The 21,373-nt window shown below is 45.4% G+C and carries 22 protein-coding genes; 16 read left to right on the top strand and 6 right to left on the bottom strand.

The features are described 5' to 3' along the window. Positions 1-2 precede the first annotated feature (2 nt). Entirely contained in the window at positions 3-491 is a 489-nt protein-coding gene (locus ABTQ23_RS08150) for a methylated-DNA--[protein]-cysteine S-methyltransferase (RefSeq protein ID WP_408615194.1), read from the bottom strand. A gap of 521 nt (positions 492-1,012) precedes the next feature. Between ABTQ23_RS08150 and ABTQ23_RS08145 the strand changes: the two genes are divergently transcribed. Genes ABTQ23_RS08145 through ABTQ23_RS08125 form a run of 5 tightly spaced genes read left to right on the top strand, consistent with a single transcriptional unit; the run spans position 1,013 to position 5,931 of the window. Further along, positions 1,013-1,819, top strand: coding sequence for a metallophosphoesterase (locus ABTQ23_RS08145; RefSeq protein ID WP_408615193.1), 807 nt, complete (start codon positions 1,013-1,015; stop codon positions 1,817-1,819). Further along, on the top strand, positions 1,816-2,883 hold the full coding sequence (locus ABTQ23_RS08140; protein WP_408615192.1) for an ABC transporter ATP-binding protein: 1,068 nt from the start codon (positions 1,816-1,818) through the stop codon (positions 2,881-2,883). Before ABTQ23_RS08145 ends, ABTQ23_RS08140 begins: the two co-directional genes overlap by 4 nt. Further along, positions 2,880-4,190 carry an ABC transporter substrate-binding protein gene (locus ABTQ23_RS08135; RefSeq protein WP_408615191.1) on the top strand — a complete coding sequence of 437 codons (1,311 nt, stop codon included), beginning with the start codon at positions 2,880-2,882 and terminating at the stop codon, positions 4,188-4,190. Before ABTQ23_RS08140 ends, ABTQ23_RS08135 begins: the two co-directional genes overlap by 4 nt. A 48-nt stretch (positions 4,191-4,238) precedes the next feature. Beyond that, entirely contained in the window at positions 4,239-5,111 is an 873-nt protein-coding gene (locus ABTQ23_RS08130; protein ID WP_408615190.1) for a carbohydrate ABC transporter permease, read from the top strand. After that, a complete protein-coding gene (locus ABTQ23_RS08125) occupies positions 5,098-5,931 on the top strand; it encodes a carbohydrate ABC transporter permease (protein WP_408615189.1) in 834 nt (277 codons plus the stop codon). The genes ABTQ23_RS08130 and ABTQ23_RS08125 overlap by 14 nt, the downstream gene beginning before the upstream one ends. A 64-nt stretch (positions 5,932-5,995) precedes the next feature. Here ABTQ23_RS08125 and ABTQ23_RS08120 read toward each other — a convergent pair whose 3' ends face one another. The 3 genes from ABTQ23_RS08120 to ABTQ23_RS08110 all read right to left on the bottom strand — a co-directional run bounded on the left by ABTQ23_RS08120 (position 5,996) and on the right by ABTQ23_RS08110 (position 9,765). Then, positions 5,996-7,804: a glycosyl hydrolase family 28 protein gene (locus ABTQ23_RS08120; protein ID WP_408615188.1), complete on the bottom strand. Its 1,809-nt coding sequence runs from the start codon at positions 7,802-7,804 to the stop codon at positions 5,996-5,998. Positions 7,805-7,894: 90 nt separating this feature from the next. Then, the gene (locus ABTQ23_RS08115) at positions 7,895-8,668 is read right to left on the bottom strand and encodes a DUF4396 domain-containing protein (protein WP_408615187.1); all 774 of its coding nucleotides are present in this window, start codon (positions 8,666-8,668) and stop codon (positions 7,895-7,897) included. A 143-nt stretch (positions 8,669-8,811) separates the two neighbouring features. Then, positions 8,812-9,765 (bottom strand): DMT family transporter, encoded by a 954-nt coding sequence (locus ABTQ23_RS08110; RefSeq protein ID WP_408615186.1) that lies wholly within the window; start codon positions 9,763-9,765, stop codon positions 8,812-8,814. Positions 9,766-9,886: 121 nt separating this feature from the next. Here ABTQ23_RS08110 and ABTQ23_RS08105 point away from each other — a divergent pair, with 121 nt between their 5' ends. Further along, the gene (locus ABTQ23_RS08105) at positions 9,887-10,486 is read left to right on the top strand and encodes a class I SAM-dependent methyltransferase (RefSeq protein WP_408615185.1); all 600 of its coding nucleotides are present in this window, start codon (positions 9,887-9,889) and stop codon (positions 10,484-10,486) included. 61 nt (positions 10,487-10,547) lie between these two features. On the opposite strand, the gene ABTQ23_RS08100 is transcribed toward ABTQ23_RS08105, so the two are convergent. After that, complete coding sequence (locus ABTQ23_RS08100; RefSeq protein ID WP_408615184.1) at positions 10,548-13,235, bottom strand: beta-glucosidase; 2,688 nt, start codon at positions 13,233-13,235, stop codon at positions 10,548-10,550. A 97-nt stretch (positions 13,236-13,332) separates the two neighbouring features. Beyond that, the gene (locus ABTQ23_RS08095; RefSeq protein WP_408615183.1) at positions 13,333-13,620 is read right to left on the bottom strand and encodes a hypothetical protein; all 288 of its coding nucleotides are present in this window, start codon (positions 13,618-13,620) and stop codon (positions 13,333-13,335) included. A gap of 268 nt (positions 13,621-13,888) precedes the next feature. On the opposite strand from ABTQ23_RS08095, the gene ABTQ23_RS08090 reads away from it, so the two are divergent. From ABTQ23_RS08090 to ABTQ23_RS08045, 10 genes are read left to right on the top strand one after another with little or no spacing between them, the layout of a single operon-like run. After that, entirely contained in the window at positions 13,889-15,586 is a 1,698-nt protein-coding gene (locus ABTQ23_RS08090) for a GspE/PulE family protein (protein ID WP_408615182.1), read from the top strand. Further along, entirely contained in the window at positions 15,583-16,779 is a 1,197-nt protein-coding gene (locus ABTQ23_RS08085; RefSeq protein WP_408615181.1) for a type II secretion system F family protein, read from the top strand. Before ABTQ23_RS08090 ends, ABTQ23_RS08085 begins: the two co-directional genes overlap by 4 nt. A 7-nt stretch (positions 16,780-16,786) precedes the next feature. Next, entirely contained in the window at positions 16,787-17,209 is a 423-nt protein-coding gene (gspG, locus tag ABTQ23_RS08080; protein WP_408615180.1) for a type II secretion system major pseudopilin GspG, read from the top strand. Beyond that, positions 17,209-17,640 carry a prepilin-type N-terminal cleavage/methylation domain-containing protein gene (locus ABTQ23_RS08075; RefSeq protein WP_408615179.1) on the top strand — a complete coding sequence of 144 codons (432 nt, stop codon included), beginning with the start codon at positions 17,209-17,211 and terminating at the stop codon, positions 17,638-17,640. Before gspG ends, ABTQ23_RS08075 begins: the two co-directional genes overlap by 1 nt. Next, positions 17,637-17,996 carry a prepilin-type N-terminal cleavage/methylation domain-containing protein gene (locus ABTQ23_RS08070; RefSeq protein WP_408615178.1) on the top strand — a complete coding sequence of 120 codons (360 nt, stop codon included), beginning with the start codon at positions 17,637-17,639 and terminating at the stop codon, positions 17,994-17,996. Before ABTQ23_RS08075 ends, ABTQ23_RS08070 begins: the two co-directional genes overlap by 4 nt. Beyond that, positions 17,993-18,571 carry a prepilin-type N-terminal cleavage/methylation domain-containing protein gene (locus ABTQ23_RS08065; RefSeq protein WP_408615177.1) on the top strand — a complete coding sequence of 193 codons (579 nt, stop codon included), beginning with the start codon at positions 17,993-17,995 and terminating at the stop codon, positions 18,569-18,571. Before ABTQ23_RS08070 ends, ABTQ23_RS08065 begins: the two co-directional genes overlap by 4 nt. Then, positions 18,568-19,242 (top strand): hypothetical protein, encoded by a 675-nt coding sequence (locus ABTQ23_RS08060; RefSeq protein ID WP_408615176.1) that lies wholly within the window; start codon positions 18,568-18,570, stop codon positions 19,240-19,242. Before ABTQ23_RS08065 ends, ABTQ23_RS08060 begins: the two co-directional genes overlap by 4 nt. Continuing rightward, positions 19,239-20,213 (top strand): PilN domain-containing protein, encoded by a 975-nt coding sequence (locus ABTQ23_RS08055; protein WP_408615175.1) that lies wholly within the window; start codon positions 19,239-19,241, stop codon positions 20,211-20,213. Before ABTQ23_RS08060 ends, ABTQ23_RS08055 begins: the two co-directional genes overlap by 4 nt. Beyond that, positions 20,214-20,831, top strand: coding sequence for a type II secretion system protein GspM (gspM, locus tag ABTQ23_RS08050; protein WP_408615174.1), 618 nt, complete (start codon positions 20,214-20,216; stop codon positions 20,829-20,831). After that, positions 20,828-21,364 (top strand): hypothetical protein, encoded by a 537-nt coding sequence (locus ABTQ23_RS08045; protein WP_408615173.1) that lies wholly within the window; start codon positions 20,828-20,830, stop codon positions 21,362-21,364. The genes gspM and ABTQ23_RS08045 overlap by 4 nt, the downstream gene beginning before the upstream one ends. Positions 21,365-21,373 lie beyond the last annotated feature (9 nt).

Raw genomic sequence — 21,373 nt, 5'->3', positions numbered from 1 at the left:
TCTTATACCGCTATCGATTGTGCGCTTCGCGAATAGCTGCGTTCAAGTTCAAGTAACTGCTGTTTTACACCTAAACCGCCAGCAAAACCCACTAATTGGCCATTACTACCAATGACTCGGTGGCAGGGGATGATAATCGGTAAACGATTTTTATTGTTGGCCATGCCAACCGCTCTTGATGCGCCAGGTTTATTCAGCGCCTGTGCAATCTCTTTGTAACTTCGTGTTTGTCCATAAGGAATTTGGCGAAGCTGTTGGTAGACCTTCATTTGAAAGTCGCTCCCTGTCACATCTAGTGCAACGCTAAACTGCTCTCTTTGACCTAGAAAGTATTCTTCTAGCTCCTGACACGCCTGCTTTAAGATTGGATTTTGTCTTTTTGGCTCATCCAATGGCTCCTTAGGTGGGTCGAAGCTAATCTGGCAAAGGCCTACATCCGATGCACTTAATGCCAAAGGGCCTATCGCGGTTTTAAGTAAACAGTGATACATCGTTGTACGCCTGTGGAGTGAGAAATAATATCCCCACTATAACAATACTCGTTGATGCGCGATAGCAGACTAAAGCATATTGATGGTTCAAAATGCTTAATATTTGTACGAAAAATTGCAAATTTCGATGAAATATCAAGATGCTGTTGGGATTTACAATTTGAATCAAAATTCAAATTGATAAAATTGTTTTTAAAAGTAGACATTACGCTGAATATCGTTAGTATAGCCAACCATTCATTGGGTTTGTGTTTTAGATCTTGATTTTTATCGCTAAAAATGTGCACTCTATATAGCGATTGAGTGCAAACCCAATCACAGTTGTTGGGCTGTCGACACCCATTACTTTTTGGTAATCCTAATTTCGCAGTTAGGTCGACAGCCCTTCCTCCCCGCTAGCAACTCTCTTCTTAATAAAAGTATTAGTAATTTAGTGTTATCTATTTGTCAATAATCTGCCATGTAACTGTCATTTATAGTCGCTAGCCTAGTCGCCAGAAATTCAAGGTGTACGAGGAATTATGCGAATTGCGCAATTAAGTGATATGCATTTTGTCGCTCAGGGTGAGCGGTTGTACGACAGCGTTGATGTGAATGCGCATAACGCAGATATTATTCATCAGTTGAATCATCTCATTGACCCTATCGATGCGATTATTGTCTCTGGTGATATCACGAACGATGGGACCAAACCGCAGTATCAAGCAGCGGCAAAAATCTTAAATTATGCACGTTGCCCACTTTATTTAATTAATGGCAACCATGACCGAACGGCTGCTTTTTTAGAGCATTTAGCGCCATTGTGTGAGCCACTTTTAAGCGCTGAGCAAGTGCGCTATCGAGTTGATTTAGCCAAGCGAACACTACTGTTTATCGACTCAACAGTGCCAGAGCAGACTTATGGTCAGCTCAGCCAAGCAACATTGGATTGGGTCGCTTATCAGCTTTCACAGACGAGTTTGCCTGTGGCAATTTTTATGCACCATCCGCCGCTTGCGCTCAATTCTGCGCATATGGACCCGATTAACTGTCAGAACGGGGACAAACTGTTGGCTCTTTGTGAGCAGTTTTCTCATTTAGAGGGCATTTATTGCGGGCACAACCACTGCTATACGACGACCTTTTACCAAGGTGTGGCAATTGTCAGTGCGCCAGCAACTTCAATTCAGATCCCGGTCTATCAACGCGATGCAACGCCTTCCTATCAGTTTGATCAACCTTCATGTCTGATTCATACCTTAAGCGATGATGATCGCTGGGTGAGTTTCCAGCATCATTTCCAACTATTTCAGGGTGTGCGGCGTTTCCCTTGGGTGGGTGGCAAATGAGTCAACTACAACTGCAACAGGTAACCAAGCGCTATGCCGAGCAACCTATTATCGAAAATCTTTCGCTAGAGATAGAAAATGGCGAATTTTTGGTGTTAGTGGGTGCTTCGGGATGTGGAAAATCAACGCTGCTGCGAATGATTGCAGGTCTTGAAGAGGTCTCTTCGGGCCATATCTATTGCGACCAAACCGATATAACGGCGCGCTCTCCCAGAGAGCGTAATTTTTCGATGATTTTTCAAAACTATGCGCTTTTCCCCCATATGAGTGTCGAGAAAAACATTACCTTTGGGATGAAAGTGCGCGGTGAAAAATTAAAAGAAAATCAGCTGTTAATTGATAAAACAGTATCAATGTTACAGCTCGATGAGCTGCTTAAACGCCGCCCCAAAGAGCTCTCGGGTGGCCAACGCCAGCGGGTGGCAATGGCGCGCGCCATTGTGCGCAATCCGCAGCTCTTTTTAATGGATGAGCCGCTCTCTAACTTAGATGCCAAGCTGCGTCATGATGTGCGCGATGGCATTATGGCGATGCATGAACAGCTCAAAGTCACGACCATTTATGTCACGCATGATCAGGTCGAAGCTATGACGATGGCCGATCGCATCGTGGTTCTTGATAAAGGACAAATTCAGCAAATTGGTACGCCAGAGCAACTCTACCAGAGTCCAAACAACCTCTTTGTCGCGCGCTTTATCGGCTCGCCAAGTATGAATACTTGGCAAGTCCCCATACATAACGGCGCTCTTCATTTTGCCAACTGGCAGATACCCGTTCGCGAAAATCACGATTCACTGTGGTTGGGGCTGCGTCCGGAGCACATCCACTTGGGTGAAAGTCGCGATGGACAAAACCAGTTTAACGCCCGTTTTGAGCGCCAAGAGCTCCTTGGACATGTTCGATTATTAACACTTCGTGCTGATTTCGGCACGGTTCAACTTTTCTGTGATAACGAGGCGAGCCTTCCGGATATCGGGCAATCGCTGAGCTGTCACTTTCAAGCGCAGCGAGTGCACTTGTTTTGCGCCAAGACTTATCAACGCCTCTTGATAAAGGATTTATGATGAAAAAACAGACGTTAATCGCAGGATTATTGACGCTTGGTTCGATGGTGCCAGCGATGGCTGCTACTCATATCGATATGATGTTTCCGGCCCCGGTCGATGGCAAATTAACGGTTAAAATGAATCAGCTGGTGAAAGATTTTAATCAGGCTCATCCGAATATTAAAGTTCGACCTATCTTTACCGGGAGCTACGATACAACCAAACAAAAAGCAGAAGCTGCGGCCAAAGCAGGGTGGCCACCTGCGCTGGTGATTATGTCAGCGAACTATACGGCTGATTTGGCAATTAACCAGCAAATTTTGCCAATGAGTGAATTGTTTCAATATGGCTCAGATAAAGATGCAACCGCCTTTTTAAAAGAGAACTTTTTTAAAGCGGTACAGAAAAACGCGATGTTTGAAGGCAAGGCCTACGCCATTCCATTTCATAACTCAACACCGCTGTTGTATTTCAACAAAGACCTATTTAAAAAAGCTGGCATTAAAGGCGCGCCACAAACTTGGCAGGAGCTTCGCGCTGATGCTCGCAAGTTAACTTCAGCACAAAACGGTCAGTGGGGCATTATGCTGCCTTCAACCAATAATGACTACGGTGGTTGGGTGCTTTCATCTTTGGTTCATGCCAATGGTGGCAACTTTAATAACCCGGACTACCCCGGTGAAGTCTATTACAATTCAGTGACCACCATCGGGGCTCTGACTCTGTATAAAGATCTTGTTTTTAAAGATAAAACCATGCCTAAAGGGGTGCTGGATTCAAAACAGATTGATGCGCAGTTCCTCTCCGGTAAATTGGGTATGACCATTCTCTCAACTGGCTCGCTCACATTTATCCGTAACCATGTCAAATCGTTTCATTTAGGTGTTGCGATGTTACCGAAAAATGTTCGTCGTGGGGTGATTATTGGTGGTGCGTCACTGGTGTCATTTAAAGGCATTAGTGATGAACAGAAAAAAGCCGCCTATGAATTATTGCGCTATCTAACCAGCCCTAAAATCAATGGCCAGTGGTCGCGTTTTACCGGCTATTTTGCTCCGCGTAAACAAGCCTATGATTTACCTGAAATGAAGCAATTCTTAGCCAAATATCCCAGCGCTAAGGTCGCCTTTGAGCAGCTTAAATATGCGTATCCTTGGTACAGCACATACGAAACAGTGGCGGTGCGCCAAGCGATGGAAAACCAATTGGCGGCGCTGATTAGTGATAAGAGCGTATCTGCCGCTGCGGCTGCACAAAAAGCGCAGCAAAACGCCGATAAAATCTTAGCGCCTTATCAGAGCCAAAGTGCGCTAAATCAGCAATAAATCTTTTGGGGCAGCTGAGCCTGCCCTTTTTAATCTTAAAGGAATGTTATGGGCTTTCGTCTTCGTCCCTATTTGTTATTACTTCCTAGCCTTATCTTTTTGGTGTTATTTACCTATCTGCCGGTGGTGCGCTCTATCTTTGATAGTTTGTTTGACACTCGTTTAAGCATGGCGGTGCATTATGTCGGATGGAACAACTACCTGCGTTTGTTTCACGATTCTGTCTTTTGGCAAGCCTTATTAAACAACCTGTTATATATCATCATGACCATGATCCCAAGCTTGGTGTTGGCTTTGCTATTGGCGTTAGCGCTTCGGCGTAACAGCCGATTTAACCAGTGCTTAAGAGCAGTGATTTTTATGCCGATGGTTCTGCCGCTGGTGAGTGTGGCGACGCTATTTTTATTTGTTTATCTGCCCAGCATGGGGCTGCTTGATTACTATTTAAGTCAGCTGTTTGGTTGGATGAATAATAACTATTTAGGCGTAAAAAGTTCAGCCCTGATTGCCTTGGCGGCGATCGGTATTTGGAAGTTCACCGGTTACTACATGCTGTTTTTCTTAGCGGGATTACAGTCGATTGATGATGACATTATTGCCGCAGCCCGTATGGAAGGGGCTAATCGCTGGCAGATATTTTGGTCTGTCACATTGCCGCTTTTGCGTCCGACATTAAATTTTGTGGTGATTGTCGCATTTATCTATGCAGTGACTCAGATTGATCATGTCGCGGTGATGACCCAAGGCGGGCCTAATCAGTCAACCAATGTATTGCTTTACTACATCACTCAGCTGGCAACGCAAACCAATGATTATGGCAAGGCTTCTGCGGCGACTTTTGTTTTGTTGATTGTGATGATGGTGATAACAGTTGTGAATCTTCGACTGATGGAAAAAGGAACACATTATGAGCGCAGTTAAGCCTCGTTTGAGTGTCAGCGCTCTGGTTATTTTGTTAATTGCGCTAGCAATTGTTTGGTTGGCTCCAATCTTATGGATGGTTAAATCATCATTCGGGCCGACTTTGTTTGGTCCGCAAATGGCATCGTTGCTTCCATCGGGGGCTTTTTCGCTCAGTCACTTTAAAGAGGCGTGGAATAGTGCCGATTGGATTGGTCTGTATCTAAATACGATATTTTTTACCTTTGGCACGCTGGTGGTGCAGTTGGTGGCGATTACCATCTGTGGCTATGTATTTGCCTATTATCAGTTTGCTGGCAAACAACTGCTGTTTTACGCATTTTTAATGCAGATGATGATCATGCCCGTGATGGTGATGGTGCCAAATTTGCTCACCTTACAATCGATGGACTTGTTAGATACCTTAACAGGGGCAATGCTGCCTTATTTTGCCTCAGGCATTGGTGTGTTTTTGATGCGTCAAACATTTATGAATATTCCCAAAGAGCTTGAAGAGGCGGCGATCTTAGAAGGCGCACGCTGGTGGCAGGTGATCTGGCATGTTCTCTTACCATTGGCGCGTCCAGCTATGCTTGCGTTTGCCGTGGTGAGTGTTACTTACCACTGGAATGAGTACCTGTGGCCATTGATGGTGTTAAGCGATCCGGGTAAGCAGCTGCTGACTATCGGTTTGGTTTCCTTTGCGATGGGCGCTGAATCAGGTGGTGACTGGGGGCTGGTTAGTTCAGGCACGCTGATGGTTTGCGCACCACTAGTGATTACGTTTTTAGTGTTTCAAAAGCAATTTATGCGCAGCTTCGGTTTCTCTGGTATTAAATAAGTGGATATTCCTGCGATTAAAATGCCGAACAAAGCGCACTAAATGGTGCGCTTTGTATTGGTTACTAGTTCAATGAAACTTTGCGGCCGTTAACTAAGAGGTTTTGGACATGGTGGAACCCCCATGGCTGCTGACTACCTTTAACGGACAGAAAATCTACCTGGTTAAACTGGCTATTCTTGAGATCTTCAATATCAGTCGGTGTTACGTTGCGCAGTTTCACCTCATCCAACGTGACATCGCTATACCAGCTTTGATGAGTGCCGGCGCCTTGTACATTAAGTGATGGCTGCGTGCCGCTAATACCATCGACACTGACGTGGCTTAAATGAATCTGATCAATTTCTACGGGTGTCGTTGCGCTTGGATAGTCAATGGACGCGCTAGGGTCGGTATATTTTAAGGTGATTGTCAGAGCGTTATTGACGATATTTTTAAGTGCCATGTTCTCAAAGTGAATATCACTGACGCCGCCGCCAATAATGGTTGAACTTTTAATGCGCAGACCAATATTGGAGCCATCCACAACACTGTTTTGTGCTGTGATATCACTCATCCCTGCGCCTGTGTGGCTGCCTAAGACCACTGCTCCATGACCGTGATGAAAGAAGTTGTTAAATAGCCGCACATGCGAAACACTTGGCTCGACACTGGCGAGTTTGCCAGTGCCTGCGGCAAAGTTAATGCTGTCATCGCCAGTATCAAAATAACTGTTAAAGACCATGGCTTGTTGCGTGTTCCCTAACTCAACGCCATCACCATTATTAGCATCAAAAGTGAGCGCCTTAACTGAATTGACTGCCACGTTGCGGCTGGTGAGGATCATCAAACCATGATCGGCGGGATTACGCATCGTGATCCCGCTGACATAGAGGTTTTTTACACCAATCAAGGTGATGAGGCTCGAGCGCATTTGGCCATAAGCCAGATGTAAGTTCATGCCATTGGCAAGCGCTGCTTTGACCTGATTTTTAGCCAATATGCCATCTGCTGCATAATGGCTACTGCTACTTTGAATATAATGGGGTTGGGCTTGTCCAAGCGTGTCTGTGTAAGGCTTTTTAGTCTGTTTCCAGCCGTTGCCATCAATAGTGCCAGAGCCTGTGATCCTAATATTGGTAAACGTTCCAGCCTCACGCGAGCCAGTTTTTATCGCATTGATTAAAGAAGCTGGCCGCATGGTTTGAGAGTATGGATAAAGCTTGTACCCCGCTGGATAATCGGCAGGATTGGTCGATCCTAATAAAACTGCACCTTGATTAAGATGCAGGGTCATATTGCTTTTTAAAAACAGTGAACCAGTTTTAAATGTCCCGCTTGGGATCACTAATTGGCAGTTGCTCGGGCAGGCATCAATCGCTTTTTGAATCGCTTGGGTATTTAATGTTTTGCCATCGCCTTGAGCGCCATAGTCAGCAATAGAAACAATGGTCGGTTTAAGCGTCGTCGTAACAGCAACTGCTGGCGTTGGCGTTGAGAGTGAGCCATCTTTTGCAATGGTGCGAACGGCAAATTGATAGTGTTGGTTGGGGGATAAATCATCGATGGTGGCACTTTGCCAGACGATTGGGACTGCAAAGTGGTCTGTGTTACGTTGATAAAAGGATTTAATATAAGGTGCGCTAGCTGCGTGCTGTTGGTTATTGTCGCGGGCGGAGGTAATCACTTTGCCATCTTTTAGAATTTGATAGCCTTGGATTTGGCTGATATCCACTGGCGCCTGCCAGGTAAGTACAACCGAGTGGTCATCCACACTTAATGGCGCTATTTTTAGTGACATAGGCGCTGTCGTGGCCGCTAAAGCGATGCAGGGTAAGGCTGGCAAAGCTAATCCGGCGATTATCTTAACGTAATGAGTCATCACACTAGGCATTGTCTTTTATCCAAATATAAAATAATGTTCCAATTATATAGAAACATTATTTTATTAATTGTTTTAGCGATCACACTGTCACAGATTTGCCTACATTGCTTCTTTAATATGATGTTTAATCAACGCTCTGTTTACTGGCATTGCCGTTAATAACCCACAGAACATGGCAATTTGCATCATCAGCCAAAAGCTCGGCAAATTAGCGCTTAGCGCGATATTTAGGACATGTGCAAAAATATAAAAATGGGCAATGGCCATAAACCCGTACATGCCTATTTGCCACGAGGTTAACGATAAAAAATCGGCCTTAATTGCCTGAATGAGCGCAGTTGTACGGCTCATCTGATGCATTGGTTTTATTGCCAAATACTGAAAAATAATGCCAATAACGAAGGCGAGAATGAAATCGAATACCCAAATGGCAAAGATCTGATGCGAAAATAGTTGCTGATAACCAAATACCATCGCGATTGAGGCACAATTAAAGGCCAGTGTTTCAGCAATAATATCGCCTAAAGTGCAGCCGCTACCGCAGTGCAAAGTGCCTTTAATTACCTGAATGGTCGATGGTTGTTGCCTCTGTTGATGGTGGTTGCCATCATGATGATGTTCGTGATGTTCGTGATGTTCGTGATGTTCGTGATGTTCGTGATGTGAGTGCCCAGCAGATTTGCTGGCGCGGGCAAAGCGGTAATAAATCCACAAAATAAAGAGGTGTCCGAACAGGGCGCATAGTGGCCATACCCAATTCATCACCTGCATATGTTGTGGCCGATTGGTGACGTCAGCGATCAGTAACAGCGCTGATAAAATCCCTAAAATGATTGAAATCCAAGCACATATGTTCAACCAGGTTGGAATCACAAATACCTCCTTAGTTTCACGGCTAATGGCATTTAAGGCGGTTGATTTTTTGCGATTATTTTTAGAGCAATCACCAAAGATCAACCACCCCTAACCATTATTGCAACAATTTATCGGTTCTATTGCAAATCTAAGAGGGCAGGTTAGGTTCTCTCTGGTCGGTTGGATAAGATAATGCCAATGATAATCAGAGTCAGCGCGGGTGCAACATACCAGTGCAGCGCTTCATTTAAAATTACAGCTGATAAGGTGACTCCGAAAATTGGAATTAGAAATAAAAAGATGGACACTTTACTGACTTGGTTGTGCGCCATCAGTGTGTTCCAAATTAAAAAGGCGCTGGCGGATAAAACACATAAATAGATTAATAAAATGCTGGCATGCACTGAAAAGTGAAAAGGGGTCAATCCAACTTTGCAGGCCCCAATGACAATTAAGATAACGCCGCCAAATAGCATCTGCCAGGCGGTCAGAGGTAACACGGGCAGCTCTTGGCTGACGTTGCGTTTATTTAAAATATTACCGTAAGCGCTAAAGAGCATCGCAATCAGCATCAATCCTTCACCAATGCCCAGATGAAATGCCCAGCCATGTTCCATCAGATGATAAAAGCCAATGCCGCAAAACCCCAACAGAGCGCTGAGTAATTTGCGTCGCGATAAGCGATCATCGGCGAACAGTAAATGAGCAATGATTAGCTGAAAAAATGGTGCAGCGCTGGCAACGATTGCACTGGAAATACCGCTAGCAAGCGCCAGTCCCATATAAAAGAAAATATATTGCGCGAGGGTCTGAGTGCTGCCAACCTTGACAATTGACAGTGATTTAGAAAAGCTGAATTGCCAAGTTTTACGGTAGATAATACTGCTTAACACCAACAGCAGTAATCCGGCACCACTAAAGCGATATCCAGCAAAGAGCAGTTGCATAAAGGGCTGATTATGGGCAATAGCGAAGCTGCTATAACCTAATTTTACCAGCGGAAAAGCGCTTCCCCACAATAATGTTGCAACTAGTGCCAGGGTTAAGCGAGCGAGTGGGTGGCTGAGCCATGTTTGATTACTTAAGTGAGAAATAGCCGAAGATGAACTGCTCATGAAAAATCCTTTGACCGTGTCAGCTTTCTACCATAACGAGCTTTTGGCAGTGGGTAAAGATGGTTGCTGGGTTTTCTAAAACACTCTATATTAGTAAAATCTAAAATAGTGAGGTGAGTCGATGTGGGATGAACGATTTTCAGCCGATGTTTATGTTTATGGTTGTGAACCAAGCCAGTTTTTAGTGCAGCAGATGCAATTGCTGGGGCAAAAACCACGCCGCGTATTGACGATTGGCGAAGGTGAAGGGCGCAATGGTGTTTATTTAGCGCGCCTTGGTCATGATGTCCATGCTGTTGATGGCTCTATCGAAGGGCAGAAAAAAGCACAGAAACTTGCCAAAGCGCAGCATGTGTCGCTGGATTACACGGTTGCTGATTTAGCCGAATATCAATTTGCGGGTCAGTTCGATTTAATGGTGATGATCTTTTGTCATCTGCCATTGGCACTGCGCGCTCAGGTGCATCGACAGATGTGTGAACATTTAGCGCCAGGTGGTGTGATTATCTATCAGGCTTATTCTCCTTGGCAGTTGCAATTGGGCACCGGTGGGCCGAAAAAACGAGAAATGTTGGTGGAGCTCTCTGAACTGCAACAAGATTTTAAAGAGTTAAATCTTTTAACCTGTCGGCAATTACAAAAAAATGTGGTGGAAGGGATTTATCACACAGGGATGGCCGATGTCGTTGAGATGGTCGCCAAACGGCCGCAATTGCATTGAAATTATAAAAAAGGCCAGCGTTTCGCTGGCCTTGTCATCTAATTATTGCGTTAACTATCGCTTAATAAGCGGCGGTTAATGGTACTTGAACATCCGATTGCATCTCAGTTGAGAGCATATTTGATGTGCTAGTTTTCAGTGAAATTGGGTAGAGTGCTTTAACCCGTTTTTTCAGCGGTAGCGTTTGTGAACTGCTTCCCACCTGAATGGTGTAATTACGTGCAGTCACATCCCAACTATCAGTTGAAGCAACCCAGTCAGCAAAGGCTCGGTTGTTCAGATGCAGCGTAACCTGCTTGCTCTGTCCGGCTTTAAGATAGACTTTTTTAAAGCCTTTTAAGGCACGAATTGGCTCATCACTTGCCACATCCGATGGTTTCACGTAGAGCTGTGCAACTTCATAACCATCTTTATCACCTGTATTCGTGACCGTAAAGGTTGCGGCAATCTCTTTACCTGATGTAATAAGATTACTCGACAGACTCAGGTTACTGAATTTAAAGGTGGTATAAGAGAGTCCGAACCCAAATGGATACAATGGTTTTTTATGCTCTTTTTGATAGCCACGATAGCCAAACAGAACACCTTCTTTGTAAGTCATCTCAGTTTTAGCATCATCACCGACGTAATCATCAGGGTCTGAGTATGAAGCATAACTTGGGTTCTGGCTGATTTTCTTATCGAGCGTAATTGGCAATCGACCTGATGGATTGACTTTACCATAGAGAATTTCGGCTAATGCTTGTCCACCGTATTGACCGGAATACCAAGCGTGTAAGATGGCACCGGCATTTTTCGCCCAAGGCAACATCTTCATCCCACCACCGGCATGCATGACGACAATGGTATTCGGATTGGCTTTGGTTAATTTTTTCAGCATGAAGCCTTGTTGATCTGGAATCGCAAAGTGTTTATCCAGCGTTTCCCCTTCGGTTTCATAGTTATTGCCGACAATAGCGACCACTGCATCGTAGTTTTTAATCGATTTAGGTGGAACCAGTGACGCCCAGCTCATCTGTACGCCGTCTAAACCGCCCAACGTTGTTTGGAAGCTTTGTGTTGTGCGTTCGTACTCAAGGACAATTTTATATGTTTTGCCCTTTTTAAGAACTTTGGTTTTTACACTTTTTTCAATGGCGTTAGGTTCATCACTCGCTCGTGGTTCACCGTCAGACTCCATGATCTCTTTGCCGTTTAACTTAACGGTAAATGGTCCACTGGCTCGCACTTTAATCACATGACGACCGGTAATAGTGGGTTTGATCAAGGCGGTGTAACGCGCTGAGAATGAACCGTCAGTCACTGTAAAATCATCGATATCGCGAGTTTCTGATGAGGTCGTGTTGGTCATCTCGTTCCAATCGAAGTTGATGCCACTTTCGGTGCGGGTTAACTCGGGTTCACCTGAGAGCTCATCATTACTAAAGTATTCAGCTTTAACCCCTTGGGTACAAACACCGTTATCGCAGCTTCCTGGCACATAATAGGTAGCTGTTTTAGGATCAAGGGCCATTGCTTTAATAAAGTGGATTTTCGAGCTTGATGAAGCGAGCTGTTGCAATCCACTTAACTCGGTGACGTAGTTATCTTCAGGTACTGACCAAGCGGTACCAAATGGTGAGCTGGGTGCGTATTTCGCATAATCACCAATAACGGCGATTTTAGCCGTTTTCTTAAGCGGCAAAAGCGGCTTACTACCCGAGGTATCTGCGTTTTTCAGCAATACAATCCCTTCACGGGCAATATCAAGAGATGCTTGTTCACCATATTCAGGATGTGTCAGTGGGGTTTCCGGATTAATTTTCTTATCAAATCCATAACTGACCAGAGCTCGCATCAGACGGCGATCTTTATCTTTAATAACCGATTGGGTTAATTCACCGCTGTAGACATAAGGAAGTAGATTGTCGCTGGTAAATTTAAGCCCTGATGGCATGTCTAAGTCGGTACCAGCCCATGCCCCTAAAAAGGCATCTTGGATGGAGTTAAAATCAGACATCACAAAGCCTTGATAGCCCCATTCACCTTTGACGATATCAGTAATGATGTTGTGATTTTCACAGGCATAATAGCCGTTAACTTTGTTAAAGCCACACATCATCGCTGCGATATTGGCATTTTTCGCGAGTGATTCAAAAGGTTCAAGGTAAACTTCACGCAAGGTTTTTTGCGAGACAACAATATTGACGTTGTGGCGATTAGCTTCTTGCTCGTTAGCAATCAGATGCTTGGCGCCGGCTTGAATACCTTGGCGCTGCACACCGTTAGCAATCGCTGGTGCCATCACTGAACACAAATATGGGTCTTCGCCACAGACACTTTCAGCTGCACGGCCGTTAAATGGGGTGCGGTACATATTTACCGTTGGTGTTAAAATTTGTTGACCGCCAGCTGTTCGTGCTTCATAGCCAATTGCCAGACCAAATTCTTTGGCTCGGTTGACGTTCCACGTTGCAGCTAATGCCGACTGTGATGGATAAGATGCGCCAAAGATTTTACTGTCGACATAGACGCCCATCGAGGAGTCATAGGCAGTTGTTCCTTTAATGCCAAACTTATCAAAGGTTGGGATCATGTGGCCGTCATCGACACCCGTGAAATTAATTTTTTCATTGAGTGTCATGTTATCGATCATCGCGCCTACCCGTGCTTCAACCGCATTCCCGGTCTTGGGGGTATCGGCTGCATAAGCACTACAGCCGATGGCTGCCAGTAGCGCGCTTAATATAATTTTATTTGAATTAAACACAGAATACTCCGTTATTAGTAATATTTAGATAACTATTACTAAATTAAATAGGTTATTTTTTAACTATTAATTATTTAAAAATATCACAGCAAATGAATTAATTTGTCTTAATTGCTTCGTCCAGTAAAGTATTTTTATTAGTACTAACACTTGTTGAAGAACTATTAGAAGTTAATGCATCTTTCTGTTTTTGATATTTTTTACGGAGTTTAAAATCACGTTTCCCATTATAACTTCCCTGGGATGTTTGGGTGTCCGAACTAATTGTAGCCGATGATGAATAGGTCGGAGTAGATTCACTTGCAGCATATGCAGTTAGTGTGAAGCTAGCAAATGCTAGGCCACAAAGGCTGCATACAAGCGAGTTTAACGACTTGTATTTCATGTTTTTATCCTATTGACAATTTTGTTTTTCGCCAGTCCGATGGCCGATAAACTGCCCTACTCCAAGAACAGCAAAGAGTCGTATATATAAATACATTAATTATTTAATGGCTGCAATTAAAAATATCAGTGTAGGTAATTATATATATATATTTAACGAGGAAGTGTGTTATAAGTATTATATTAATTATGTTGCGATCTATAGGTGTTATAAGTTGTGAGACATTGGCTATTCTATATAATGCTAATATCCCACAATTTATTGAGTAATGATTAAGCAAATTCAAACTAATCAGATAAATAATGGCTACTCGCAATTATGTGAGTGGTTACTTGCACATCAATATATTGGTAAATCAGAATTATCACGGGCTCATAATGTCTGTGATAATACTGAGCAATTGTCATTGATTGACGCTTTATTAGAGTTAGGATTAGTCTCAGCCAAATCTGTTGCACAGGGTTGGTGTGAGTTATTTGAATATGTTCGTTATCAGCCATCCATGTTAAATCAAACAGTCGATACAAATCTTATTTCCACACGGTTTTTGCGTTTTTATCGAGTTTTCCCAATTGGTTTGGATGAAGATACTGTGCAAGTGGTGACGAGCGATCCATGTCAAAAATATCCGTTATCTGCATTGCGCTATGCATTGGAAAAACCCGTTCGCGTTCTCATTGCAACCGATGAAGAGTTAAGCGAAATTTTTTCTCAGCAGTTAGATTCCAACGCAGAACATACCCATGTCGCAAGTGATGCGCACCATGAGGATGATATTGCGCAGTTGCGCGATCTGGCAAGTGAAGCGCCAATTGTGCGCTTTGTAAATACGTTATTTCAGCAGGCGCTTGAGTTACGAGCGTCTGATATTCATATCGAGCCGTTTGAGAACAGTATTCAGGTCCGTTATCGCATTGATGGTGTGTTACATGAGCGCCCCGCGCCGGCTTATCGTGATTACAGTGCAATTGTTTCGCGTATTAAAATTATGGCAAATTTGGATATTGCCCAACGTCGATTACCGCAAGATGGTCGAATTATGCAGCGAATCCAAGGTAAAGAGTTGGATTTGCGCGTTTCAACCGTGCCGACGCAATATGGCGAGTCGGTCGTGATGCGTCTGCTTGATCGCGATTCGGTGCGACTGAGCTTAGATAAACTTGGCTTTTCAGCGCGCTCACGCAGCCAGTTTGAACAGCTATTGGCACAACCCAACGGAATCGTCTTGGTCACAGGCCCAACGGGCTCGGGTAAAACAACTTCGCTCTATAGCGCTTTGTCATCACTTAATGATGGACAGCGTAAAATCTTAACTGTTGAAGACCCCGTGGAATATCAACTTGATGGAATTAACCAAATTCAGGTTAATCCAGCGATTGATTTTGATTTTGCTGATGCCTTGCGCTCGATTGTGCGCCAAGACCCGGATGTGATTATGGTCGGGGAGATGCGTGACCAGGTTACCGCCCAGATGGCGATTCAAGCCTCATTAACCGGACATTTGGTCTTGTCTACATTGCATACCAACAATGCGCCAGCAAGTATTATTCGAATGCTGGATATGGGGCTTGAACCATATTTGGTATCAGCAACGCTCAAAGGCATTTTAGCCCAGCGGCTGGTGCGTCGTCTTGATCCGCAAACTCGCATCGCTTTTGATGCCAGTGATGAGCTGATTGCGCGTTATCAACTGCAAGACTACTGTCAAAATGGTCGTTTGACTCTCTATCGCGCTGATCCTGACGCTCCCGGTGGCGGTTATCAAGGTCGAATTGTCATTGGTGAGCTGCTCATCTTAGATGAGCATATTCGTGAAAATATCCTACATGAATGTGATGTTGACAAGCTGACCCAACTAGCGATTGAAGCTGGGATGCAACCGATGTTAGCCGATGGTATGCGTCAGGTCGCTCAAGGGCTAACCACTATCGAAGAGGTTCTGCGAGTTGCCGGAGATACCTTATGAGCTTGTATCGCTATAAGTGGCTTGGCAGTGATAAACAATTGCAAACGGGTCAGCTTCAAGCCAGCTCTTGGCAAGACGCTTTTGAGCAACTTAAAGCGCGTGACGGCATGCTCGTCGAGCTTAAAGCGGTATCCTCTTGGCGCAGTTCAATGATGACGCGGCGTAGCCAATTGCAAGGGCGAGACCTGTTAGAAATAACCGAACAGCTGGCAACTTTGCTTGGCGCTGGGCAAACGTTGGAGTGGTCACTTTCAACACTAGTGCGCCAAACGCAGAGCCGTTCTCATACTTTGCTTAAAAACCTCTTAAATCAAATTCAGCAGGGGGAATCGCTTTCTCATGCGTTAAAGCAAAGTGGTCAATTTTCAACGCTTTATCTGGCAATGATTCGTGCCGGAGAATCAAGCGGGACCTTGGCCGATGTCTTTAAACAGCTGGCGGTTTATTTAGAAAAACGCCAAAAATTACGCAGCAAATTAATTAATGCACTGATTTATCCAGCTTTTTTAATGGTAGGTGTATTTGGTTCTATCTTGTTATTGATTGCCTATGTCGTGCCGCAGTTCGTCCCTATTTTTATCGATTTGAATGTGCCATTGCCTTTTGTCACACGAGTGCTCATGCATCTTGGTAGTTGGTTGAATCAATATGGCTTAATCGCTTTGGCTCTGGTCATGGGGATTTTTTTAGTCTCCAGTGCATGGCTTCGCCAAGATGCGGCTCGATTGTGGGCCGACCGGCAATTACTGCGCATTAAAGGCGTGGGCTCACTCATCTATCAAATCGATACCAGCCGTTTTTGTCAGACACTTGGCACCTTACTTGAGCATCAGGTGGCATTGTTGCCAGCGATGGCTATCGCTCGTGAGGTGTGTCTTAATCGAGCCTTTAAACACCAGATCAATCAGGCCCAAGATGCGGTTAAAAATGGCGTGCGTTTAACCGCAGCGTTAACGCAGTCCGTCACAATGCCTGCCTTGGCATTGCGGATGATTGAAGTGGGGGAGCGCTCAGGGGAACAGGCGGCCATGCTACTCAAAGCATCCGATATTTTTGATGAACGAATTACCCAGACCTTCGAGCGAATGTTGACGCTACTCGTTCCTATTCTAACGGTTGTCATGGCGGTATTGGTGGCAGTGATTATGCTCGCCATCATGTTGCCATTGATGAGTTTAACCAATCATATTTGAGGATTTTATGCACAGGAAATTTCCAGGCTCTCGCGGCGCTTCGGGTTTTACTCTTTTAGAGATGTTAGCGGTGATTGTGCTGTTGGGGGTGATTGCGACGATTGTGGTCAAGCAGGTCGGAGGCAACGTAACCAAGGGTAAATATGGTGCGGGCAAGGCGCAGTTAGGTGAGCTGACCATGAAAGTTGAAAACTACATTCTTGATGTGGGCGTTCCTCCTAAGCATTTAAGCGCACTACTAAAAGCGCCAGCGAATGCCCCAGGCTGGGCAGGTCCATATGCAAAACCGTCAGAGTTAAAAGACCCATTTGGTCACCCATTTGCCTATCAAAGCCCAGGTAAACATGGCAGTTATGATCTGATTTTCTTAGGGGCGGATGGCAAACCTGGCGGTACTGGCCGTAATCAGGATATTGGCAACTGGCAATAGTGAATATTCGTTTTAGAGATAGTGGTTTTACCTTGTTTGAGATGTTGGCTGTCATTGTGTTGCTCGCCATTGCGGCCACGATTGTGGTGCGCTCGATGGGAATGTCACTTAGCGGCTCCAAAACTGAGCTGATTGCCAACCAATTACAGCAGAGCTTGCGCCGGGCGCAGCTTGCTTCTTTGGCAAGTGGCAAGGTAACCATGGTTCGCTTTGATATGAACCGACGCATTTTTAGCGCCGGTCACGCTAAGTTCGTACGCTGGCCAGAATCAGTCAGTTTACATCTGACCAGCGCAAAGCAGCTTGGCAGTGCCATCGCTTTTTATCCGGATGGAACATCCAGTGGCGGCCATGTTCAGGTTATCGGTGCGCATCGCTCTTATCGGCTCAATATTGATTGGTTAACCTCAGCGGTTCGGATGGTGCAATGAGAGCGCGAGAGCAAGGATTTACCTTGTTAGAGATGTTGGCTGCGCTCATTTTATTAGCGCTATTGGGCACCGTGGCCGCGCGAACTTTGACCGGTGGCGCTAAAGCGCAGCGCCATCTGGAACATGTTCAACTGATGGCCGAATTTGCGCAAAGTAAGCTGGATGAACTTCGCTTGGCAGCGCCCGTTGTTGGTAACAGTCATGGGATTGCCCGCAATGGGGTGCACTGGCAGCTGCAGATAGCGCCAGTTGCAACGCCACAAGACAACTTACAAGAGCTTGGCGTAAAGCTTAAAGTGGCGATGGGCGCGCAATACCAACTTTATCAGACAAGTTTGCTCAAGAGGGTGAAATGAGTAAACGCTCAGCTGGTTTTACCTTGTTAGAAATGCTAGCGGCTCTGATGCTCATGGCTATTTTCTTTACTTTGTTGGTCAACACATTAACTGGTGTTCGTCAAAGTAGTGAAAAGCTCAGCCACCATCAGTGGCAACAGGCGCAACAACAGCTTTCGTTGCATCTGTTAACGAGTGCATTGCATCAGGCGTTGCCCATTCCGGCGGCAAGGCATCCGCATCAGCTATTTTATGCTTTTTCGGGTGGCTTTGATTTTGTTGCGCCGCTGCCGCGCTCACTGGGTAGTGAACTGGCAACCTATCAGGTTCGTATTGCCGGACATTCGTTATGGCTACAGCTCAAAGGCTTGAGCGGCCAGTCTCAAGATATTGGTAAAGCCAGGGTGTTATTGGGCGGCGTGCACAAGATGCAATTTAAGTTTCTTGCTATCGATGCGAAAAACCAACCGCATTGGTTAGAGCATTGGTCAGCACTTAAGCAGATGCCTCGAGCAGTTGCCCTTAGCTGGACTGGCCAACACCGCGCGCACCGTGTAGTGATAGCCATTATGGCGGATATCGTGGGGGCGCAATGAGCAAACACAAAGGAGCCGTGTTGATTTTAGTGTTGTGGTTTTTGGCGCTTGTTAGTGTGTTATTGATGAAGCTTACCGCCTCAGTTGCAACCGCTCAAAAGCAGGCGCAGTGGCAACATGATGCTGCTCGCTCAGCTTACTTGCTAAACCAGGGAATTGTACAAAGTGTGCGCCAGCTTTCTAGCAAAAAAAAGAAGGCAGAGTTGCTGCGTTTGGCTAAACCATTGCGGATTTCTCAAAAAGGAGCACTTGTGCAAGTGACGGTGAAAAGTGTTCGTGAGCTTGTCGATTTGAATGAGGCGGAACGAAGTGTTCTGGCCCAACTGGCACAAAAATGCGTGATAGCGAATGCCTCTGATTGGGTCAATAAAGCTGTCAGCGCACGCAATGTTCGCCCATTTCGCTCCGTGAGTGAAATTGCCGCGATCGCGCCGCTCTCAATGCGCTCGAGTCGATGTGTCTCAAACCAAGCGACGGTCTGGAGTGGTCTGTCGCGGCCGGTTTCACATCGACAGAGTCTGCACACAGGAGGTGGCGATATCTTTAAGCTGGTTTTAAACGATGACTTTGTCGATGGCTATCACCAGCAGTTGCAAGTAACGGTGGTAACACATGCCGATAAAGGGCAGGGCAAACCATATCGAATTTTAGATTGGCAGGAGTTTGAGTGATTAGTCAGAGCTTTGACATGCTAGCCCAGCGCTGGCGACATTCGGTTGGAGATAGACTCTGGCATTGGTGGCTAAGTGAGCTTGGCTCTTTATTGCCGACATTTATTCGCAGCCGTTTAATCGTGCCTGTCGAGCCAGTGTCTTGGCCGCTTCAGAAAGAAGTTTTGCCAGGTTCAAAGGTGCGTTTAGTTTTGCCAGAGCAAGCGCTGATGGTAACCCAGCTGTGGTTGCCTGTGCGCCAGATAGCGAATGCCCGGCAGATGGTTTTTTTCCAGTTAGACCAATATACGCCGTTTGGTGCCGCGGATGTGTGTTTTGATATCAGTGTTATAGAGCGCCGCGATGAACAGTTATTGGTTAGTTTCGCTGCAATTAAACGCAGCCATCTTGCTCGCATTTTAAACTCTGCCAAAGAGCTAAAACTCAGCGTTGAAGCCGTTGATGTAAGCTCTAATGATCAATCGATGGGGCTTAATCTGCTGCATAGTTATAACGCGCAGCAGCGCACCAAAGCGGTGAAAGCCAAACGTCTTGGCTGGTTATTAGCCATTGTTTTGATTGCCCTGCTATGGGCGCAGTGGCAATGGCGAACCTCTGAGCGGTTACAGCTAATGCGCCAAGAGGTTAGTGCCAAACAGGCGCAGGTGATGGCGCTGGTCCAGCAAAAAGAGCAGATCCTCGCGCGTCAACAAGCTGTCAAATCGCTATTAGATTTACGCCAGAATCAGCCAGCGATTAGCCCTTTATTGGCTGATTTAACCCAGTGTCTGCCAAACGATAGTTGGCTTACCAGCTTATCGGTTCAAAGTGATAAAAAAGTCACGTTTACCGGACAAACTGCCAATCCTGCCCAGCTGTTAAAACAGCTGCAGCAGTGCAAAAGTATTACTGCGCCGCAGTTTCAGGGCATGATTCGCCCCAGCTCAGCAGATGGGATGAACTATTTTACAATTCAGGCGCGCCAGAGGTAGATGATGAAAATAAACTGGCCATTACCCCGCTGGCAACAACATTTGGTGGCACTGATAATTTTATTGGCTCTTTTGTGGGGTTGCTATAAAGCCGTTATAGAGCCGCTTGTGCTTGAGCCTATTATTTCGGCGCAGCAAAGCCAAAAACTATTAAGTGAGCGCATGGCCCGCTATCAGAATATTCTAGCCCATCGTCGCCAAGTTGAGCAGGCACTTAAACAAATGAACACCAAAGATGGCCTTCAGCAAAAGCTTCTACAAGCTGATGATCCAAATTTGGCAGCATCTGAGTTACTTAGCTCACTTTCTAAGAAAATTAAGCAGTTAAATCAAAATGTTGGCCTTTGCCAGCTTAAGCAAAGTATGCCGGTGATTGGACAAATTAAGCCGGGTAAACATTATCAGCCAATTAAGCTAAGCCTGAGCCTTAACTGTGAAATCAAACCATTGACGATGTTGTTAACTGACATTGAAGTGAATTCGAAGCGGCTGTTGGTGGTTGAGAATTTCTCCATTGAAAAAAGCGCCAAAGCAGCATCTAAGGGGCCAGCTGGAGCATTGCATGTCAGCTTGCTGGTGAGTGGCTATCACGCGGTTAGCGCTAAGGAGGCTCAATGAAGTTGATGACGATCAAAGTGCTCTTGCCTTGGCTGGTGGTCAGTGCATTAGTGTTTGGCAATGTTGCTGTGTTGGTAACGCCGCTGCATCTCTCATGGCTGGCTGTGCACTCAGATGCCACGTTGCATCTACCTAAGCTTAAGCCGTTTAAAGCGCCATTGAGTGACTCGCTTAAGCTGAGTGCTATCTGGAAACATCCAGTTTTTAGTGCCGATCGCCAGATGGATAGCCGCCAGCAAGTGCTTAACCAACCTAGTGCACCATCTGAGCATTATCAGCTGATGGCTATTTTGCGTCGCTCTGAAAGTGATGGTGCGGTTATTTTACAAGACTCAGAGCAACATTCATGGGTGCTTCGAGTTGGGCATCAGAGCCGCGATGGTTGGACATTAAGTAAACTTGGATTAACTAGTGCCACTTTAACTAAAGGCAATAAGGTCAAGCAGCTCAAGTTGCACCAAGGACCTCGCCTGCCAAATCAAGGTGAGCATCAACGCTCACATCTACCGCAACAAACAATGACGATAGAATAATGATAAATG

The organism is Celerinatantimonas sediminis (assembly GCF_046054195.1).
Lineage (GTDB): Bacteria > Pseudomonadota > Gammaproteobacteria > Enterobacterales > Celerinatantimonadaceae > Celerinatantimonas.
Note: the sequence above shows the minus strand (reverse complement) of the source record. Positions and strands in the feature narration are given on the sequence as shown.

What these genes read in the sequence shown, in the direction of transcription:
- ABTQ23_RS08150 (WP_408615194.1), bottom strand. Translation starts at nt 491, where the DNA reads ATGTATCACTGTTTACTTAAAACCGCGATAGGCCCTTTGGCATTAAGT.
- ABTQ23_RS08145 (WP_408615193.1), top strand. Translation starts at nt 1,013, where the DNA reads ATGCGAATTGCGCAATTAAGTGATATGCATTTTGTCGCTCAGGGTGAG.
- ABTQ23_RS08140 (WP_408615192.1), top strand. Translation starts at nt 1,816, where the DNA reads ATGAGTCAACTACAACTGCAACAGGTAACCAAGCGCTATGCCGAGCAA.
- ABTQ23_RS08135 (WP_408615191.1), top strand. Translation starts at nt 2,880, where the DNA reads ATGATGAAAAAACAGACGTTAATCGCAGGATTATTGACGCTTGGTTCG.
- ABTQ23_RS08130 (WP_408615190.1), top strand. Translation starts at nt 4,239, where the DNA reads ATGGGCTTTCGTCTTCGTCCCTATTTGTTATTACTTCCTAGCCTTATC.
- ABTQ23_RS08125 (WP_408615189.1), top strand. Translation starts at nt 5,098, where the DNA reads ATGAGCGCAGTTAAGCCTCGTTTGAGTGTCAGCGCTCTGGTTATTTTG.
- ABTQ23_RS08120 (WP_408615188.1), bottom strand. Translation starts at nt 7,804, where the DNA reads ATGCCTAGTGTGATGACTCATTACGTTAAGATAATCGCCGGATTAGCT.
- ABTQ23_RS08110 (WP_408615186.1), bottom strand. Translation starts at nt 9,765, where the DNA reads ATGAGCAGTTCATCTTCGGCTATTTCTCACTTAAGTAATCAAACATGG.
- ABTQ23_RS08105 (WP_408615185.1), top strand. Translation starts at nt 9,887, where the DNA reads ATGTGGGATGAACGATTTTCAGCCGATGTTTATGTTTATGGTTGTGAA.
- ABTQ23_RS08095 (WP_408615183.1), bottom strand. Translation starts at nt 13,620, where the DNA reads ATGAAATACAAGTCGTTAAACTCGCTTGTATGCAGCCTTTGTGGCCTA.
- ABTQ23_RS08090 (WP_408615182.1), top strand. Translation starts at nt 13,889, where the DNA reads ATGATTAAGCAAATTCAAACTAATCAGATAAATAATGGCTACTCGCAA.
- ABTQ23_RS08085 (WP_408615181.1), top strand. Translation starts at nt 15,583, where the DNA reads ATGAGCTTGTATCGCTATAAGTGGCTTGGCAGTGATAAACAATTGCAA.
- gspG (WP_408615180.1), top strand. Translation starts at nt 16,787, where the DNA reads ATGCACAGGAAATTTCCAGGCTCTCGCGGCGCTTCGGGTTTTACTCTT.
- ABTQ23_RS08070 (WP_408615178.1), top strand. Translation starts at nt 17,637, where the DNA reads ATGAGAGCGCGAGAGCAAGGATTTACCTTGTTAGAGATGTTGGCTGCG.
- ABTQ23_RS08065 (WP_408615177.1), top strand. Translation starts at nt 17,993, where the DNA reads ATGAGTAAACGCTCAGCTGGTTTTACCTTGTTAGAAATGCTAGCGGCT.
- ABTQ23_RS08060 (WP_408615176.1), top strand. Translation starts at nt 18,568, where the DNA reads ATGAGCAAACACAAAGGAGCCGTGTTGATTTTAGTGTTGTGGTTTTTG.
- gspM (WP_408615174.1), top strand. Translation starts at nt 20,214, where the DNA reads ATGATGAAAATAAACTGGCCATTACCCCGCTGGCAACAACATTTGGTG.
- ABTQ23_RS08045 (WP_408615173.1), top strand. Translation starts at nt 20,828, where the DNA reads ATGAAGTTGATGACGATCAAAGTGCTCTTGCCTTGGCTGGTGGTCAGT.